The following is an 18,226-nucleotide window of genomic DNA, read 5'->3' on the forward strand; positions in this document are numbered from 1 at the left end:
TATGTGTTTCCACACCCCACATCCAATACGACTGAGACATTCACACCGTCTGAAATTGCTTTTTTGTAGGTTTTTCTATCACTCTGTGAGAACATCATATGTCGCTCAAAGTGCCGGAAGTCGAGAAGTTTTACAAACTTCCCGACTCGCGGGCAGTCGTCGAATTCCGCATAAACACTGGCTTTACAGCCAGTTATTTCTTCGGAACTCTCCTCGTTGCCTTCGCGCAAATCAAGGATTCTTACATATCGACCCGATGTAGTGCAACCACGCACTCATCTGTACTCTCGTTGTCCCAATCCACGCCTAATACATTTCTGCCATTCATATATATAGGAAATTTAAACCGGAGACCTTTTAATATTCTGCCATCCTTTTGCTCTTCCTCATAGATAAACACATCCGACAGGAAGCTCTTCAAAAATGTCTTCTTTTCCAGATCTGTAAATTTATCATACAGCTTATCAAAGAATAAAAGGAACTGGTAAACATTATCTTCTGAGATTTTGTCCTGCCTGATATTATATAGTCTTGTTTCGACTTCTTCCATGGCATCCTCAATATCAGTGATTTCATCATATAGCTTGTCCAAACGTTCCTGCATGTCATTATATTTTTTGTCATAATTCTTATCGGATACAGATAAATGATCCATCTGGTCAGCAAGCCTGTTTTTTGCCCCGGTTGTCTGGCTCAGTCTATCTTTTAATCCATCATATTCCTTGTCAAGCTCCGAAGTATCAATGCTGCTTCCTATCTGCTTACGGATTTCCTGCTCAAACTTTGGGTTCTTTACAAATTTACGGATAATTTCCTCAACTGCCGCATTGATTCTGTCCTCATTCCACTGTCTTTTATAAGTACAGCGGTGTCCGTCCACAAGCTTCCTGTGTTTGCAGGCATAATAGAAATAATCCTTGTAATAGCCTCCGTCCGGATGCTTCTTACGATTCACATTGCCATACATACCGCTTCCACATACAGGGCACTTAATAATCCCTGATAAAATATGTTCATGCTCAAGACTATGTGTTTTTACCTGTAAAACACCTGTCTCCTGCCGCTTTCTGTGTGCCTGGTTCCACATTTCTTCTGATATAATTGCCTCATGGACTCCATCACTTAGCAAGTAATCCTTTTGTTTTACGATATGATATTCATTCCTTGTTCCCGGAATCTTCTCATTTTTTCTTCTGCCAAATGCAAGCTTACCGCAATATATCGGATTGTCCAGCACACCCTTGACGAATGATGTAGAAAAACCTTCAATTGTGTTATTCTGGCGAAGCTTTTTCTTATAACCACTGTTATTTAAAAATGCAGCTATCGCAGCCATTCCCATCGTTGTATTGACGAATTTATCATATATAATACGGATAATCTCTGCTTCATCTTCTGCAATGATAAGTTCACCATTTACCAGCTGATAGCCATATGGCGCAAATCCGCCGTTCCATCTGCCTTCTCTCGCTTTCTGTCTGCGGCCTTCCATTGTCTGGACAAGGATATTCTCACGTTCTATCTCTGCAACCGCAGATAACACAGATATCATCAGCTTCCCGACATCCTTAGAGCTGTCAATCCCATCCTCTACACAGATAAGATTAACTCCATAATCCTGCATTTTCTGCAATGACGATAAAACATCTGCAGCATTTCTTCCAAATCGTGACAGCTTAAATACCAGCACATAATCAACATTGTCTTTGCCACTTTCTACATCCGCAAGCATCTGCTTAAACTGTGGTCTGCCTTCCACACTTTTGCCAGATTTACCCTCATCAGAATATTCCCCGACGATAGACATTTCCTGATACTCTGCGTATTTTCTAAGCTTGTCCTTCTGTGCATCAAGACTGTAACCATCTACCTGCATGGAAGTGGAAACTCTTGTATATATGTAACATTTCTGCTGTTTTTTCATCAGATGTTATCTCCTTTTTACTTCCTTGGAAACCTCTTTAATGCTTTCAAGATATGCTTTTTCGACTGGTGTCAAAGTAATCTCCTGATATTTTCTGTATTCTGACTTTGCTTTCTCCAACGCCTGTTTATGACTTACAGAACCGGAACCAGTTAAAAGCTTTCTGTTTCCTGATGACAAAACACTATCCAATTGCTTTACATAATCATCCATGTACATAGGTTTATGTTCAATTGCATTAATTTCTGCCAAATCAAAATAACCAGATACAAGATTATTTAATACTTTTAGTTCACTCTCATCCAGATAATTTTTTGCAATTCCTATATCTTTTAGTGCTGGTAATTCACCTGAAAATGAAGTAAGTCCCATAAATGGTTTTTGTGCATCAGCACGTTGATATATAACCTCTGCCGCAGTATGACCATGTGCTGCATAGTGAAGTTTATTCTGAACAATTTTAAAGAATCTAACAGACTCTTCGCTATGAGGATTGTAATCTACACTCGTAGCATACAAATCAAGAACCTGGCGATACAATACCTTTTCTGAAGATCTTATATCCCTGATTCTGTCAAGTAACTCTTTCCAGTAATTTCCTCCACCATTTCCTTTCAAACGCTCGTCATCTATCGTAAATCCCTTAATCATATATTCTTTTAGCCGCTTTGTTGCCCACTGCCTGAATCTTGTTGCAATCACTGATTTAATACGGTATCCAAGAGAGATAATCATATCTAAATTGTAATAAGTAACATTATATGTTTTTCCATCATCTGCAGTTGTTCGGAATTTCCGAACAACTGAATCCTTATCCAGCTCCCCTTCTTCGAATATATGCTTTATATGTTCACTTATATTTGATTTACTGCATTGATATAATTCAGTAAGCTGCTGTTGTGTCAGCCACACTGTATCATCTTCTATTTTAACTTCTATATTTGTCTGCCCATCATCAGTCTGATATATAAGTATTTCCCCATATTCATCGGTTCCAATTTTATCTGCCATAAGCACCTCTCCAATCCATTGCTTCTTAGTTATGAAATGTGAACGCATGCGTTCGCTATTGTCCCAACTAAATTTTATCATCATTCCAACCTCTGTTCAACCAAAACTTTTTCCAAGATGAAAGAATAAAACAAAAAGACTCCACTCTTATGAATGAAGTCCCGTAATATATGTATACATCCCGTAGCATATTATCTACAGGATGCCAGCTGCCTATGCAGCCTTTTTGTCCAGAAGCTGTTTTATCCCACCTAAGTAATAACAGAACCGGTCAAATTGTTTCTGCCTGCTTACTTTCTCGTCATCAATTGAATCCTTGATCATCATACACACCTCTACTTCTTCTTTTATCTCTGGTGCATATTTAATAATCATGTCTGCAAGAAAGCTACAGCAGCGTTCAAAATCCTTGTTCATTGCCAAGCCTCCTTAAAATATTATCTTGTGAATAATTCACAGAACATATTTTATCTCAAGACTTACTAAAATGGAATAGATTTTACTGAATGGTAGTTTTCAAATATTTCTATCTATCACAAATCAATTCTTTCAAGGCACATATCCTGCGATATAGCCAGAGTCTTCTATGTCTTTTCCTGCTTAAACAATATTCCTTCTTATATATCAGTCCCCAGCGACGGCTAGATACGCATTAGAGAGGTCTACATCCAAATGCCGTTCTAGCAAGGGATTTTTCCCTTGAACCCTTTGTTTATTATATGTGGGGGCGCTTTTTGCCCCCATTTTATCATTTTGGTGGCGCTTTCCGCCCCCACTTTATGATTTTGACGGCGCTTTTTGCTCCCACTTTTTATGTTCTGATTTCATTGTAATCTTGTTTAGATTCCAGATTTTAAAAAACGGGGGCGCAAAATGGAGCCATTTTTGAATTCCGGGGGCGCTTTTCGCCCCCAAATAGTGAAAGTGGGGGCACTTTCTGCCCCCACTCAGGAAATATTGCTAAAATACAGTTTAGATTTACCATACATACAAATCTGGAAGTTATCATACCGCCTTTATTATCTTCTCTACATCTTTTTTTCTTGATATCCATATGACTTTATCATCATATCTATCTAAAATACTTCTTATTTCTTTCAGATTTTTATTTTGAAAAGTTTCAGTCCATTTCAAAAGGTTATAGACCGATTTCAAAGTTTCTCTTTTTCCTTTTTGTATTCCCAATTTTCTTTTTATAGAGCGCATAATAATTCTACTTTTATATAAATAACCAGGCATATCTAAAACATATATTTTATCAGCTTCATCAAAACTTTGCTGTACCCAGGCATAATATACCCCCTCAATTATCCACTCATCATTATTATATAATATTTCTTGTAATAACGCTTTTCGTTCATCAAGCGTTCTCTTTTTGCCATATTCTTTGGCGTTATTATCCCATTGAATATCATCTAAGTCGAAATAGGAAATATTATACTTTTTTGAAAGTACATTTGCTAAATAGGTTTTTCCAGAACCACTGCAACCAATAATATGTATTTTCATAAGTCAGTATTTTCCTTTATCAAACTCCTTTTATTTCTGCTGAATCATCTTAAAATGCTCCAATGCCTCCACAATTGCTCTCTCTTTATCTTCCGGACACTGTGGTTGCCTACTGTCTTCATTTTTAGGTAAATTATAATTCTTTCCAACCTCAATTCCACATTTTCTCTTTACCTGTGAAATATACAGATTGGAAACTTTCATGCCGGCATTATGTTCAGACACATACTTCTTTATCTCATCATATGTTGCCTTAGTCTCTGCAGATGTTATATCCACATCATCAAGTTCAATTGTGACATTAATGTAATCATCCGGCTTTTGTTTCAGTTGGGACAAAAGAACAACTGTCTCAACGGTATTCCCTTTGTCCCACAAAAGCTCCGTAACTTCCCCGCCATCCTTGAACACCGGAAAATTCAAACCAATCCGCTTTAGCGGATATTCAGACTCGTCATTCCTGTAAATTTCAATTTCCTTAATCAAGGCTGTGACCACATTTCTCTTTTCTTCGTCATTTATTATATTATAAACGCAGTCGAAATTCACCATGATTTTGTAAATATTCTCAAGAGTAATTGCCTGCTGCTTAATTGCATCTCGCCGAAGTCTGGCATCTTCGATTTTTTCCTCCAGCTCAACAATGACATCATATAGGGAATCTAACCGCAAGGTCATATCATGGAGCTTTCGTTCCCGGTATTTTGCATCAGCAGGGAGACTGTCAATTTCCCGTTCCAATCTTGTTTTATTCAGATCAACTTCCTTCAGCTTTGCCTGATAGCCCTCCAGTTCTTTATCCACTGCTTTCGTGTCAATCTGAACGCCAATCCGTTTTTTAATGGCTTGGGCATATTCCTCATTCCTTACGATCTCACGAATTGCCTCAATGACCATCGGTTCAATATCGGTCTTTTTCAGCATCGCCTTATATTCACAATGCTTACCCCGGACCATCCTATTCCGACTACATACATAATAGTAAATTTCTTTGTAAGTGCCATCTTTATTTGTCCATGCGTGTTTATTCGTATACATGGGACTTCCACAAACCGGGCATTTCAGCAGACCTGATAACAAATGAACTCGATCCCGCCCAATTTTTGACGGTTGCTTTACTCCGGTTCTAAGACGCTTGGCATGAGCCTTTTCCCATACCTCCTCACTAACGATTCCTTTATGCTGTCCCTCTGTCAGAATGTAATCGTCATTTCTTTTCATCTGGTAATCGTTTTTTGTGCCTTTGACTTTTTCCTTCGTTCTCCGTCCATAGGCAATTTTACCGCAATAAACCGGGTTATCCAATATCAGTTTAATAAAATGTCCTGTCCAATCCTCTAATGTGCCATTCTGCCTCGGAATTTTCCGTATACCTTGTAAGTTCAACTGATTCGCAATACCACCCAAACCGATTTCCGATGAAGTATATAATTCAAAAATCTTCCGTATTGCCACAGCCTCTGTTTCTTCAATCATCAGCTTGTTATCTTCCAGTGTATATCCGTAGGGAGCAAAGCCACCATTCCATCCACCCTGCCGTGCCTTTTCGCGCCGCCCGTTCATCGTCTGCTCGATAATATTCTCACGCTCAATCTCAGCCACAGCAGATAGTACAGAAATCAAAAGTTTTCCGCTTGTCTGAGAGGAATCAATCCCTTCTTCTATGCAAATCAGATTTACACCATAAGATTGAACCAACTCCAAAGAGTTAAGTATATCTGCTGCATTACGGCCAAACCGTGACAGCTTATACACTAAAATATAGTCAATGTCCAAGCCATCCTCAATATCTCTGAGCATTTTTTGAAAGGCAGGTCGTCCCTCAATGGATTTACCGGATTTACCGGCATCTTCATAAGTATCAACAACGATCATTTCCTCACGATCCGCAAATCGTGTCAGCATATTTTTTTGACCTTCCAGGCTGTATCCGTCCACTTGCATCTCTGTGCTGACCCTCGGATACAAAACACAGCGTTTTCCATATCGGTTCATAATTCATACCTCCAAAATTTACTTTTGGAAAATATCCTATGTAAAGCTGCGATTCTCACGCAGCTCCGTCAACCTCGCCCAGCACTCTCATACCATATTTCTCGATAATACGTGCCAGCGAAGTGATAAACGCTTCAAATTTTTGTTCCGCCAGAAGTTCTTCTGACCGGATTTCATCTGAAGGAATCAATGCGCTTTTATTCTGGATATTCTCCATTCAGAATCACCTCCGCAATTCCTAACGAAATTATAACTCTACTTGCACAGCCTGAAAATGATACGGCCTTTCGGCACTTTTATGTAATCCCCAGACTACACAAGAGCGTCTTGTTTATGTTTTCCATGTCATCCTTGTTTAGATGACCAATATAGTTTTTTAACCTCGACTTGTCGATTGTTCTGATCTGTTCCAGCATAACAACAGATGGTTTCATCAAACCGCATCTGTCGTTTAAGTGGTAATGCGTGGGGAATTTTCTGCATTTTTTACTTACACTGGTAATTGCTGCAATAATAATCGTAGGACTGAAACAATTTCCCACATTGTTTTGAAGAATGAGTACAGGACGAGAGCCACTTTGTTCGGAGCCAATACCAGGACTTAAATCAGCCGAATATATGTCACCTCGATGGAATTTTTCAAACATCACTCTCGCCTCCTTAATATCTTAATACTTAAACAGCCGCACCAGTCTGAAAAAAATCTTCGGATAAAAACCTGGTGCGGCTACTGTTATTCTGTTCGGATTACTCGTCATATTTGCCACGCCCCCTAACGCTGGGAACATAGCAGGTCTCCGCTGGCGCGGTTGTCATAACTCCGCAGCGTCGTTTTACTCGTGCGCCGCAGGGTTCCCCCCAAGTCTTTAGGAGGCCGTGAGGAAGTATCTTTAAGCCCCCGTGCAGTCCTCGCGCCGAATCTGCCACCATCCGTTTTGTGGAATCGTAGATCGCTCCAAAGCAGCTTTGTTCATCACCTCCCTGACTGCTCTATCTTCGCGGCGTTCCACACTCGCTCGTACACGGGTTATGTACCTGTTATGCTGTCTATGAAATTGTCAAAGTGCTGTTGAAGGGGGAAAACTTGTCCTTCTTATTAACTCTGACAAAAAGAGCAAAAAACGAGCGCACCAAACGAAACTTTTTCAAAAATACTTTGCCAGCTGCTTCAGACCACGCCGGATGCTGTCACGGACACGGCTTGGGTCTACATCCTCCGCTACTGCTATCTCGCTCACACGCATACCCAGGTAATACCGAGCATAGATCCGCTTGGCCTGCTTCTCCGGCAGAGCCATCACTGCGGCGTAGAGCTGCTCCCGCAGCTGCTTTTCCTCCAGGAGCATTTCCGGCGTCTGGGGCTTCATCAGGATCGCATTTTCAATGCCGTTATCACAGTCCAGAGAGTAATGCGCTTTATAGCGATACATCCTCCGGTCATAAGCAGCTTCTGCACGCTCAGCGGCACGGATCGTCTCCAGCACATCTTCTGTTACTTCTACAAAATGATCGTTTTTATAAACATCGGGATATAAGTCCCTAAGATTGACTTTCTTCATTATGTACCTCCATTTCGATTCACGGGCGGTTGACGAGTGAATCGAAAGGAGGCGGGGATCGGCAGCGACATACTTCGGACGCCTTCCCGAAAAATCGAAAGCAAAAAACGCCAACTCCCCGTAATGGGAAATTGGCGCGACAAAAATACCTACTATTCTGCTGATTTAGATGGAACGATAATACTGATAGATAGTCATACTCCCCCGGAGGAGGGGCAAGACTTTTTTTAGCTGGTGTAACTCATGGCTATTGTGAATGACGAAAATTGACATGGCGGCATCCTCCTATGTGCCGCCGTACCAGATTGCAGGGTGTAGGGTCGTCGTTCATTTTAGATAGACGAAAGGAAACGGCGGCTCTGATTTTTTCAAAGCCACCGTTGCAAAGTGCATAACAATATAGTCGCTGTACGATGGCTTTTTTTCTTTTGCCATCGTGCGGCAACTTTTTCACTTTTCTTTTATTTTAACAGGCAATCCTCACAGAAATGTCACGGGCATACGCCATTTCGACAAAATAACAAGCTGAAATCTCACCAATCTGTGAGATTTCAATTTTTTTGAGGAAAGCCGAGAGGAAATGCCTCCTCCCGGCTTTCAATAGGTTTATGATTATTTATTGTAGCAATCTCTGCCGTTACTCCGAAGTCCTCAGCCGTTCCACCACAGTTCCCTTGTTAAAGAAGTGGAGAACAATCAGCGGAATGACCGCAGCCAGCAGCAGATAAAGCACACCAATGACCAGAACAGGAACCAATGTAATGTTCAGGGTAAAGAACCACATGGAGGGGCCATTTAATGCGCTCTTTAGCACCGTGACTGCCAGGACCGCTGCGGCTGCTCCGCCAATAATGTCTGCGCCGGCGGCATAATAGATGCCCTCATAGACCATCAGGCGGCGAAGCTGCTTGCCGGTCATACCGATGCTTTGCATGGTAGCGAACTCATGGCGGCGGGTGATGATGTTGGTAATAATCATGTTGGTAAAGTTGATCAGTCCCGCAAAGGCCATGATGCAGCCAATCAAACCGCCGATAACCAGAATCATGCTGCGGACCGAATCAAGTTGCTCTTTCAACAGCTTGGTGGAAGTATAGGCAACCGAAGTATTTTCGCTCACATAGTTGCTCAAGAATTCTTCCATCTGCGGCTGCAAGGCTTCCTCCACATTGAATCCATAAGTCAGAAGCGTGGGAGCGTCATAGATTTCCTTGAATACAGTGTCCGGCAGATATACAAAAGGAGCATCACCGGCGATGTGTGCCTGAGCGGTAGTGCCTGTGGGCGTTTCTGTTTCTGTTCCCACGAGAATCGCTTTTGCAAGGATGGTGCTGGTTTTGACCAGTTCCCCATCCTTGTAGAAGGAAATGCTCTCCCCGACCTGTAACTGATCGGTCAGCGGAGTGTTATTTGGTTCCTCTGTCAATTTGTCGATGGGGCAACCAATAATGACATATTCTCCGGTAGCCATTTTCTGCGTTAAGGTTTCGGCATCTTTTTCGCCTTCAAAAATACGCATATCCGCCCAGAAATTCTCGGAGGCTCCCATCACATTACCAAAATAGCGCCTTTCGGTATCAGAACTTGTGTACAGGCTATATCCCTGATAGCTTTGATTTACAACGCCTTCTTCCTCATGGAATAGCTCTATACCGCTTAAATCTTCAAACCCATAGTCAACCAGCACATTTCTATCGTCTTTTGTATTTCGGTAAAGATAGCGTTCATCCTCAACTCCGGGCTGTCCGGCAATCAGATCCACTGCCTGTTGTGAGAGCGTATCTTCATGGTGCTGAACGCCCTCCATTACATTAAATGCGGCGGAGTTATAGACATTAAAATCTGTTCTGGTAACACGGTTTACCCACTTTTCTTCATCAAGGCTTTGCGTCACAATGATGATAGAGTTAAACAGGACGATGCACAGAAGCAGGGAAATAATGATAAACGCTGAACGCCGACGATTGCGCCCCAGGTTGGAAAAGGCCATGCGGGACAGCTTTACTCTATTGGTACGCTTGGCACTGCTCTTTTTATAGGCGTTCTGCTCGGTGTAGCGGATCGCCTCCAGAGGAGAAATCTTTGCCGCCTTTTTTGCAGGCTTCCGGGTGCTGATAAGCACGGTCAAAATTGTAAAGAGAGCGGCAATAACAAAGATCAGGGGCGAGGTCGATACGGATGTACCCACCATAGAGTATTCAAGGTTAATGATCTCTGTCACGATAGGAAGCAGCACCCAACCGGCAAAGAAACCGGCAATCAGACCAATAGGCAGTCCGATCAGCGTGAGCCAGACCGCCTGACGGTTCACAATGCTCTTGATCTGCCGTGTGGAAGTTCCAATCGTCCGCAGCAGACCGTATTGACGAACATCCTGCATCACGGAAATATCAAAGATATTGTAGATCAGCAGGTATCCGCACACGACAAACATCAGGATAAATACAACAGCAGGCACGATGGACTCTGATGAAGTCAATCCCTGGGACATTTGATTTTCGGAGGCGAGAATGAAATTGTCTGCGCCCATATCCTCTGGATTGCCGCCAATGGAGTAAACGAACTCATTCAACTGCTGCTGAACATTTGCTTTATTCTTCAGCACGACATCGGAAAAAGTAACGCCGGACATTACATGGTCTACCGCATAAGTGTTCTGAACCACATCGGGATTTTCTTTTATAAACTGCTCTGAAACAGTCGCAACGCTCACAGAGTCATTGCTTGCTTCCCACCAGCCGGAAAGCACCATATCGTAATGATAAGTTTTCCCCCGCAGTTCAAATTCTAACGGAACCTCTGCGCCGATCTCAGGTTCTACACCCAGCGCCTTCAGCGCCAAATCCGTAGTGGCGATCTCATTCGCTTTCTCCGGTGCAGCTCCGTGGGTAGGCACACAGAAGGTCAGTTCCTGCTGCACACTATCTTCATAATTGATTTCAATGGAATGGCTGGAAGTGTTGCTTGCATAGCCAATGATACGCCGGTGTCCTGCCTGGTCCACAAAATCGCTGTTTACAAGCTGCTCGTACTGTTTCTCCGTCATATACCCCAAAGTGCCATCCGCCTTGCTGCCTTTCTGCATTTGCAGAGAGAGTTGGATGGAGGACGCCATATTGAACGCCAGGGAAGTGATAGAGGTAAACAGGAAAGCAGTCAGGATAATTGCCAGCAGTGCAGCCAGATTGCGTACCTTATTCTTCTTGAAATAGCGTTTGGATAGCTTGGTAATTACTTTGGAATTATTGTTGCCAAATAGAATGTCATTCATAGTCCCGCCCCCCCTTTACTGCACGATCTTACCATCCTCGATCCGAATAATGCGGTCGGCAAGCTGGGCGATCTCACTGTTATGGGTAATCATTACGAGGGTCTGGTGGAATTTCTGGCTGGTAGTTTTCAGAAGCCCCAGCACATCGGCGCTGGTCTTGCTGTCCAGGTTGCCGGTGGGTTCATCAGCCAAGACAATAGCGGGCTTTGACACCAAGGCGCGGGCAATGGCTACGCGCTGCTGCTGGCCGCCGGAGAGGTTATTGGGCATATTGTTCAGCTTATCCTCAAGCCCCAGCATCTGCACTACTTCGTTCATAAACTTCTTGTCTACCTTGTTTCCGTCCAGCTCCACAGGCAACACAATATTTTCAAAGACATTCAGCACCGGTACCAGATTGTAGTTCTGGAAGATAAAGCCGATCTTTCTTCTGCGGAAAACGGTCAGTTCCTCGTCTTTGAGTTTGGACAGCTCCTTGCCATCCACGACCACCTGGCCGGAGGTGGGCACATCCAATCCGCCGATCATGTTCAGCAGCGTGGATTTACCACTGCCGGAGGTTCCTACGATAGCTACAAATTCTCCTTTTTCAATAGAGAGGGTCACACCATCCAAGGCTCTGGTAATGTTCGGCTCTGCACCATAATATTTTTTCAGTTCAGTCGTTTGCAAAATGCTCATAGAGAACACCATCCTTTCTTTTTGATAAACCCATTGTAACGACCAAACCTCACAGAAATGTCACGAGCCACAAAAAATTTCCGCTAAATTCAGCCCCAAATGTCACGAATCTGTGACATTTCAATTTTCGGGGTGTGCTTACTCTACTTTCGGAGCAGGAAAACAGAAAAGGTTGAGCCTTTCCCAACCTCAGACGCTACCCGGATATAACCGCCCTGCAAGGTCACAATCTCACGGGCCAGATACAGACCGATTCCAATACCGTCCACATCATGCACCACATCTTCCCGATAAAACCGCTTGAAAATCGTCCCCTGGTGCTGCTCTGAAATGCCGATGCCGGTATCGGCAATGTCGATCTTCACATACATTTCCCAGCCTTCCACCGACACACGGATCTGCCCGCCTGCCGGGGTGTATTTCACAGCATTATCCAGAATGTTGAACAGGGCTTCGCTTGTCCATTTTCTATCATGGCGTGCATCCAAATGCTCCGGGCATTCCACCTGCACATCTATCTTTTTCTTTTCGGCATTGAGCAAAATCCCGCCTAGGGCAGCGGCAAGGGTATCGTAAACCGGTTGCTGTCTCTGCTCCAGCGAAATGACTCCCGTTTCCAGTCGGGAGGTTTTAATCATGGCTTGCATGAGGAAGCCCAGCTTATCAAGCTGGCTGGCCTGGGCTGTCAGAAATTCCTTTTGCTTCTGCGGAGGAACCTCATTTTCAAGCAGCGTGTTGTTGATCATTTTCAAGTTGGCAATCGGGGTCTTGACCTGATGAGAGATGTCAGAGATCAGCTCTTGTAGGTCAGTCCGTTCCTTTGCGATGCTGTTTTTATTTTCCTGCATGACCTCGTACAGCCGCCCCAGCCGATAGTTGATTTTGTAGAACAGGCTTTCTTCGCAGGTTGTCTGCTTCGGCTGCATATTTTCGGAGAGCATATCATCCATCTGACCACAAAAGGCATCGGAGAACCGAACCAGCTTCCGGCGGATCAGAGCCACAAAGAAGATAACGCAGAGCAGTACAAAGAGACTGAACAGGAACACACACCGGACAGCGGTTATATTCTGGGTCAGCAGATAAACAGCGGCGCAGACTGCACCAACCGCCAGCAGCAAAAGCGTTCCCAAAAGGATACAGGCTTTGTTGATGGAGAGTTTTCGCATATTCATTTCGATGCCCCTCCGATCCACATATAGCCCATGCCGTACACCGTCTTGATGTACTGGCATCCCTCTGTTTCAATTTTGTTCCGCACCCGGCTGATGGCCGCAGTCAGGGCGTGTTCATCCACAAAGTTTCCATCGGCATCCCACAGCTTTTCAAGCAGCACCTGCCTGGTCAAAACATTCTGCGGATTTTTGGTCAGTATTTTCAACAGCCGGTATTCCAACGGAGTGAACACCAACGGCTTACCGGACAGGGAAGCAGTCATCTCCGAGAAATTGATGGACAGCGCACCATCCTCATAGCAATCGCCTCCAGACTGTTTCGCCAACCGCCCCAGCACCACGGACAGCTTTTTTTGAAAGACGCTCATAGGAAATGGCTTGGTCACATAGTCCTCCGCGCCCAGCTCATATCCTTTGAGCATATCACTTTCCATATCGTTTGCGGTCAGGAAGATCACCGCCGTATCCGGCCGACGCTCCTTTACCTCACGGCAGAAATCAAAGCCATTCCCATCCGGCAGGTTTACATCCAGCACGATCAGGTCATAGTCCTGCTTGGTCAGAAAGTTGCTGGCTGCTGATTTTGTCAATGCAGAGTCCACGGCATAGCCCGCAGTATCCAGATTATAGCACAAGGTATTATTCAAAAGTCGGTCATCCTCGACTACTAAAATTCGCATTGTATCACACTCCTTCATTCTTAGTGTAGCATCCAAATGTCACAGAAACCTCACGAGAGGATTATTTTTTTGTATTTTTGAAACGGCGGTCTGCCGGTTTCTCTGCATCCTTGGGAATCATCCAAATGGTAGCCATCTTTACAGCGCCGGGGATACGCCCACCGGTACACAGATAATTGATCTGCCTTGGGGTAACACCCCATTTTTCACTTGCTTCTTTCAGCGTCATATAATCCATATAGTTTCCCTCCAATATGGTTTATTATATTTCCTTTGCTCGAAGAATACAAGCGTGCAAATAGGGCGCAAGGCCCTGTGCCAGAAGCATTTTGAGACCTTGCGCCCCATTTGTAGTTCTATCCTAAAAATACTTTGCTAGTTGCTTCAGACCACGCCGGATACTATCACGGACACGGCTTTGGTCTACGCCCTCCGCTGTGGCGATCTCACTCACACGCATACCCAGATAATACCGGGCATAGATCCGCTTGGCCTGCTTCTCTGGCAGAGCCATCACAGCAGCATAGAGCTGCTCCCGCAGCTGCTTTTCCTCCAAAAGCATTTCCGGTGTCTGGGGCTTCATCAGAATCGCATTTTCAATGCCGTTGTCGCAGTCCAGGGAGTAGTACGCCTTATAGCGATACATCTTTCGCTCATACGCAGCTTCCGCACGTTCAGCTGCTCGAATAGTCTCCATTACTTCCTCTGTCACATCTACAAAAAAGTCTGTTGTATAAACATTAGGATAAAGTTCCCGAAGGTTAATTTTCTTCATTATGTACCTCCATTTCGATTCACAGGTGATTGACGGGTGAATCGAATGGAGGCGGAGACCGACACCGGCAGACAACCGGGTCATCTCCGAAAAAATGGCAACAAAAAACGCCAGATTTCCGTGAGGGAAAACTGGCGCGCCAAGAACAGTCATTATTATACTGAATTACATGGAACGATAATGCCGATGCAATGTTATACTTGCCCGGAGGAGGAGCAATGCTTTTTTTAACTGATGTAGATCATGTGAGCTTTGAAAAAGCAAACGAGACACGGCAAAATAACCTCCAATCGGCTACCGTGTCCCTGCAAGTCGTCATAGGATTGTGTAAACGCAAAGAAACGGCGGCTCTGAAAATCAAAGCCGCCGTTTCAAATGGGCGTGTCAAATTGTCTGCTCTACGACGGCTTTTTTTCTTTTGCCGTCGTCCGGCAGGAAATCTTTATTTGTTTCGATTTTAAGGAATCAATCTTACTTCCAAATGACTTCCATCTTACTTATCTGTAAGATAAATAAAAAGGTTGCCCACACCGATCTTCTCGGAGGGACAACCTCTCAAATCCACATGAGTATTTAGCCTATTGGCCGTATGCCATATAATTTTATTGCGAGCTGATATTTTCCACAATCGACATAGCGTGTAATCTTCTTGCTGGGCCTCGTACAGCCAGCGCCGTGGTTGCGAGAATCACGCCTATGATCAAGCACAATTCCAGCCACGGAACACTCCAGGGATTTCCGAATGTGCGAGTGATAAGGCTGGAGTACAGGAACCAATGAAACAGCAATCCGAAAATACATCCCAATATGACACCACTTATGGCATACGAGACAGCTTCCGCAGAAATCATGCGTGTAAGCTGTTGATTACTCATGCCAATGGCACGCATTACTCCATATTGACGAGTTCGGGCGGAAACTCCCATGCTGATGGTATTCATAATATGGAAAATCGTAATGGCTACAATGATTGACAGGAAACCATATACCAATGTTGCAAAAGCATAATAAAGGCCACGTTGTTGCTGTGCTTGGATTAAGACATCAGTGAAAGTGACTCCTTCACCGAACAATGCTTCAACCTCGGCAACATCTTCTTCATCAGAACCAAAGCGGAACTGGACATCCAGGATAGTATACCCAGTCTCACCCGTCAGCTGCGAAAAAGTTTCCTCGGAGCAGATCAGTGTTTCCGTTCTCTCTGCACGAGCCAATAGGCTGTCAGACAAAACACCCCCTACAGTAACTGTTTGATCCTTCCCGTTTATTGTCAGTGTAATGGTATCTCCCACCTGCACTTCTGTTCCTGCGTTTGCCACAAACAAGACCTGTCCCGGCGTGTTCGTTACAGTATCTATAGAACCTGCAATTAGTTGATCTTGCGCCCAGCGGAACTGATTTTCTTCATAGGAGATTAGATTGCTGTTATGGATTGCGCCGCTAATTTGGGCAGGAACATCATAAGCAAACATTCTGCCAAACACTCGACTAACAGCGGAATTTTGTACTACGGCATCCCTTCGATCCGCCGGAATGGAACAAGTATTTGTGTCACTGACAATGGAAAGCTCGGGCGACCATTCTTTCGGCATAAATGCGTTTTCCATAAAGGGAACCAGCGTACAGAACCCTAAAAACAAGGTGATGCAGATTGCAAATGCACCTGTCATCAGAATATAGCTGCGCCGTTTGGCCTTGGCATGATGGATACCAAGTGCTACCTCTACATGCCACCGCCGAGTGTTTGCCGCATGGCGGAACGAGGATTCCTGCTGTGTATTGCCTGTGACAGCCTCCAATGGGGAAACCTTTGCTGCCATTTTTGCGGGGGTCCGAGCCGCCAATAGAACGGTAATAAGTCCCAATACAATGCTCACACCAATGCTTAGCCAGCTAATGCCAAAGATAGGCATATAACCAAACCATACAGTGCTGAGCTGCCGCATGACTGCACACAGTCCCCAAACCACCACGATACTTAACCCGATACCAATGGGTATGGCGGTAATGCACCACTGTAAAGCCTCACGGCGCACAAAGCGCAATACTTGGCGACGAGTGGCTCCCAAACAGCGCAGTAAACCGAAAAACTCCATGCGCTGGCTGACATTACTATTCAAACTACTGGAAATCATCATAACACAAGTTCCCATTACCACCAAAGAAAGCAGAAATGCCATTGTGTATATCTGCGACATATTGGAACCCGGTAGCTGCCCGAGCATACTGAGCAGTTCTTCATTTTGGGTGATTTGTGCATCAGATATGCCGTTTTGCTGCTGAATATCAGCAATGCTGGAACCAACATTAGTGAGCAGCGAGAACCGAACGACATACTGCCAGTTGCCGCTTAGATCCGCAGTTTGAATGCTTGACAGCCCTTCAGGTGTCAAAAGGATTGCACTGGCACTTCCCGAGATCATATTGGCGGCATCATCATCCATAATTCCCGTAATCGCCAGTTGCATTGTACTCCCATCAGGAGAGTTCAAAGCAAGAGTATCTCCCAACGAAATTCCTGCTGTTTGTGCTAATGTAGATGAAACAGCTACCTGTCCAGCTATCTCAGGGAACTCACCTGAAAGGACAGAACCTAAATAAATTTCAGAAAATATTGTCTCGTCCATCCCTGCAACAGAAACGGGCTGATCTGCCACTGTGCAGCCGATTTCTGCGGGAATGTTGCCTTGCCAGCCAGACAAGTCTATTTCAGGGCGGGCAGCAATATATTCGGATGTTTTTTCGTCAATAGCTGTGATTTTACAATGCCAATCTCCAGTTTGATGCCGGGTTTCATCCGTCATGCTTTTCAAATACATATCGGCCAGTCCAAACATGACTGCAACCAGGAAAACCGCCAGCACAATGCAAATGCGTGTCATGCGGCTTTGCCTGCGGTGAACCTTGTTGGAGATAGAAACCAAGTCGAGGTAGTGTTTCATTTCCGGCTCGCCCCCAACTCCTTCAGCACACCATCAGACATATTGAAAATGCGGTCTGCCGCACTTGCATGATTTTTGTTGTGGGTAATCATCAAAATGGTTTGCTGGTACTTGGCCGACATGGTTTGCAGGAGAGCCAAGACTTCCTGACTATTTTTACTGTCCAGATTGCCGGTCGGCTCGTCCGCCAAAATCAGTGCAGGTCGTGTAACCAAAGCCCTGCCGATAGCGACACGCTGTTGCTGGCCACCGGAGAGCTGACTGGGAAGATGATGACGGCGTTCGGTCAGTCCCAAAACATTCAGCAGCTCGTTGACAAACCTCTGGTCTGGCCGCTTGTAGTCAAGCAGCAACGGAAAAGTGATGTTCTGTTCTACATTCAGTTCCGGGATCAGATTAAATGACTGAAAGATAAAACCGATGTGTTGCCGCCGGAACACGGTCAGTTTTTTCTCCGGCATTGAGAAAATATCCTGACCGTCGATCCAGACCTTGCCGGAAGTGGCTTTGTCCAGAGCACCCACAACATTCAGCAACGTACTTTTGCCGGAGCCAGATTCACCAATAATGGCAATAAATTCACCTTTGCGAACCGAAAATGTTGCATGACGCAACGCTTGAACCGCTGCTTCACCTTTTCCATAGGTTTTGCACAAGTCCTGTACTTCAAGAATATTCATACGCAGTACCTCCTTATGGTCACA

Annotated in this window: 17 protein-coding genes; 1 reads left to right on the top strand and 16 read right to left on the bottom strand. The window is 44.5% G+C overall.

All coding sequences use genetic code 11. The features are described from left to right. Window positions 1-241: 241 nt before the first annotated feature. The 14 genes from DXD02_RS11740 to DXD02_RS11820 form a co-directional block, all read right to left on the bottom strand. The gene (locus DXD02_RS11740) at window positions 242-1,927 is read right to left on the bottom strand and encodes a recombinase family protein (RefSeq protein ID WP_117804685.1); all 1,686 of its coding nucleotides are present in this window, start codon (window positions 1,925-1,927) and stop codon (window positions 242-244) included. Between the two features lie 3 nt (window positions 1,928-1,930). Next, complete coding sequence (locus DXD02_RS11745; RefSeq protein ID WP_055176168.1) at window positions 1,931-2,935, bottom strand: virulence RhuM family protein; 1,005 nt, start codon at window positions 2,933-2,935, stop codon at window positions 1,931-1,933. A 213-nt stretch (window positions 2,936-3,148) separates the two neighbouring features. Continuing rightward, complete coding sequence (locus tag DXD02_RS11750; RefSeq protein WP_109257794.1) at window positions 3,149-3,352, bottom strand: hypothetical protein; 204 nt, start codon at window positions 3,350-3,352, stop codon at window positions 3,149-3,151. A gap of 588 nt (window positions 3,353-3,940) precedes the next feature. After that, on the bottom strand, window positions 3,941-4,444 hold the full coding sequence (locus DXD02_RS11760; RefSeq protein ID WP_118666882.1) for an AAA family ATPase: 504 nt from the start codon (window positions 4,442-4,444) through the stop codon (window positions 3,941-3,943). 30 nt (window positions 4,445-4,474) lie between these two features. Beyond that, window positions 4,475-6,439 carry a recombinase family protein gene (locus tag DXD02_RS11765; RefSeq protein WP_118666883.1) on the bottom strand — a complete coding sequence of 655 codons (1,965 nt, stop codon included), beginning with the start codon at window positions 6,437-6,439 and terminating at the stop codon, window positions 4,475-4,477. Window positions 6,440-6,494: 55 nt separating this feature from the next. After that, window positions 6,495-6,656, bottom strand: coding sequence for a hypothetical protein (locus DXD02_RS15610; RefSeq protein ID WP_199691643.1), 162 nt, complete (start codon window positions 6,654-6,656; stop codon window positions 6,495-6,497). Window positions 6,657-6,735: 79 nt separating this feature from the next. Then, window positions 6,736-7,086 (bottom strand): type II toxin-antitoxin system PemK/MazF family toxin, encoded by a 351-nt coding sequence (locus DXD02_RS11770; protein ID WP_117804244.1) that lies wholly within the window; start codon window positions 7,084-7,086, stop codon window positions 6,736-6,738. Between the two features lie 498 nt (window positions 7,087-7,584). Continuing rightward, a complete protein-coding gene (locus tag DXD02_RS11780; RefSeq protein WP_117500098.1) occupies window positions 7,585-7,998 on the bottom strand; it encodes a sigma factor-like helix-turn-helix DNA-binding protein in 414 nt (137 codons plus the stop codon). A gap of 637 nt (window positions 7,999-8,635) precedes the next feature. Further along, entirely contained in the window at window positions 8,636-11,269 is a 2,634-nt protein-coding gene (locus DXD02_RS11795; protein ID WP_118666884.1) for an ABC transporter permease, read from the bottom strand. Between the two features lie 15 nt (window positions 11,270-11,284). Then, the gene (locus tag DXD02_RS11800; protein ID WP_040342337.1) at window positions 11,285-11,950 is read right to left on the bottom strand and encodes an ABC transporter ATP-binding protein; all 666 of its coding nucleotides are present in this window, start codon (window positions 11,948-11,950) and stop codon (window positions 11,285-11,287) included. A 143-nt stretch (window positions 11,951-12,093) separates the two neighbouring features. Further along, window positions 12,094-13,125 (bottom strand): sensor histidine kinase, encoded by a 1,032-nt coding sequence (locus DXD02_RS11805; protein WP_117500094.1) that lies wholly within the window; start codon window positions 13,123-13,125, stop codon window positions 12,094-12,096. Continuing rightward, window positions 13,122-13,805, bottom strand: coding sequence for a response regulator transcription factor (locus DXD02_RS11810; RefSeq protein WP_117500093.1), 684 nt, complete (start codon window positions 13,803-13,805; stop codon window positions 13,122-13,124). The genes DXD02_RS11805 and DXD02_RS11810 overlap by 4 nt, the downstream gene beginning before the upstream one ends. Before the next feature lie 61 nt (window positions 13,806-13,866). Continuing rightward, complete coding sequence (locus tag DXD02_RS11815) at window positions 13,867-14,043, bottom strand: DNA-binding protein (RefSeq protein ID WP_117500092.1); 177 nt, start codon at window positions 14,041-14,043, stop codon at window positions 13,867-13,869. 123 nt (window positions 14,044-14,166) lie between these two features. Then, entirely contained in the window at window positions 14,167-14,580 is a 414-nt protein-coding gene (locus DXD02_RS11820; RefSeq protein ID WP_117500091.1) for a sigma-70 family RNA polymerase sigma factor, read from the bottom strand. Window positions 14,581-14,798: 218 nt separating this feature from the next. Here DXD02_RS11820 and DXD02_RS11830 point away from each other — a divergent pair, with 218 nt between their 5' ends. After that, the gene (locus tag DXD02_RS11830; protein ID WP_034972320.1) at window positions 14,799-15,041 is read left to right on the top strand and encodes a hypothetical protein; all 243 of its coding nucleotides are present in this window, start codon (window positions 14,799-14,801) and stop codon (window positions 15,039-15,041) included. Window positions 15,042-15,182: 141 nt separating this feature from the next. On the opposite strand, the gene DXD02_RS11835 is transcribed toward DXD02_RS11830, so the two are convergent. Together DXD02_RS11835 and DXD02_RS11840 are read right to left on the bottom strand one after the other, a co-directional pair. Beyond that, entirely contained in the window at window positions 15,183-17,522 is a 2,340-nt protein-coding gene (locus tag DXD02_RS11835) for an FtsX-like permease family protein (protein ID WP_117500090.1), read from the bottom strand. Continuing rightward, window positions 17,519-18,202, bottom strand: a complete 684-nt coding sequence (locus DXD02_RS11840) for an ABC transporter ATP-binding protein (RefSeq protein WP_117500089.1) — start codon at window positions 18,200-18,202, stop codon at window positions 17,519-17,521. The genes DXD02_RS11835 and DXD02_RS11840 overlap by 4 nt, the downstream gene beginning before the upstream one ends. Window positions 18,203-18,226 lie beyond the last annotated feature (24 nt).

The sequence above is a fragment of the Blautia sp. TF10-30 genome, from assembly GCF_003481245.1.
Lineage (GTDB): Bacteria > Bacillota > Clostridia > Lachnospirales > Lachnospiraceae > Fusicatenibacter > Fusicatenibacter saccharivorans.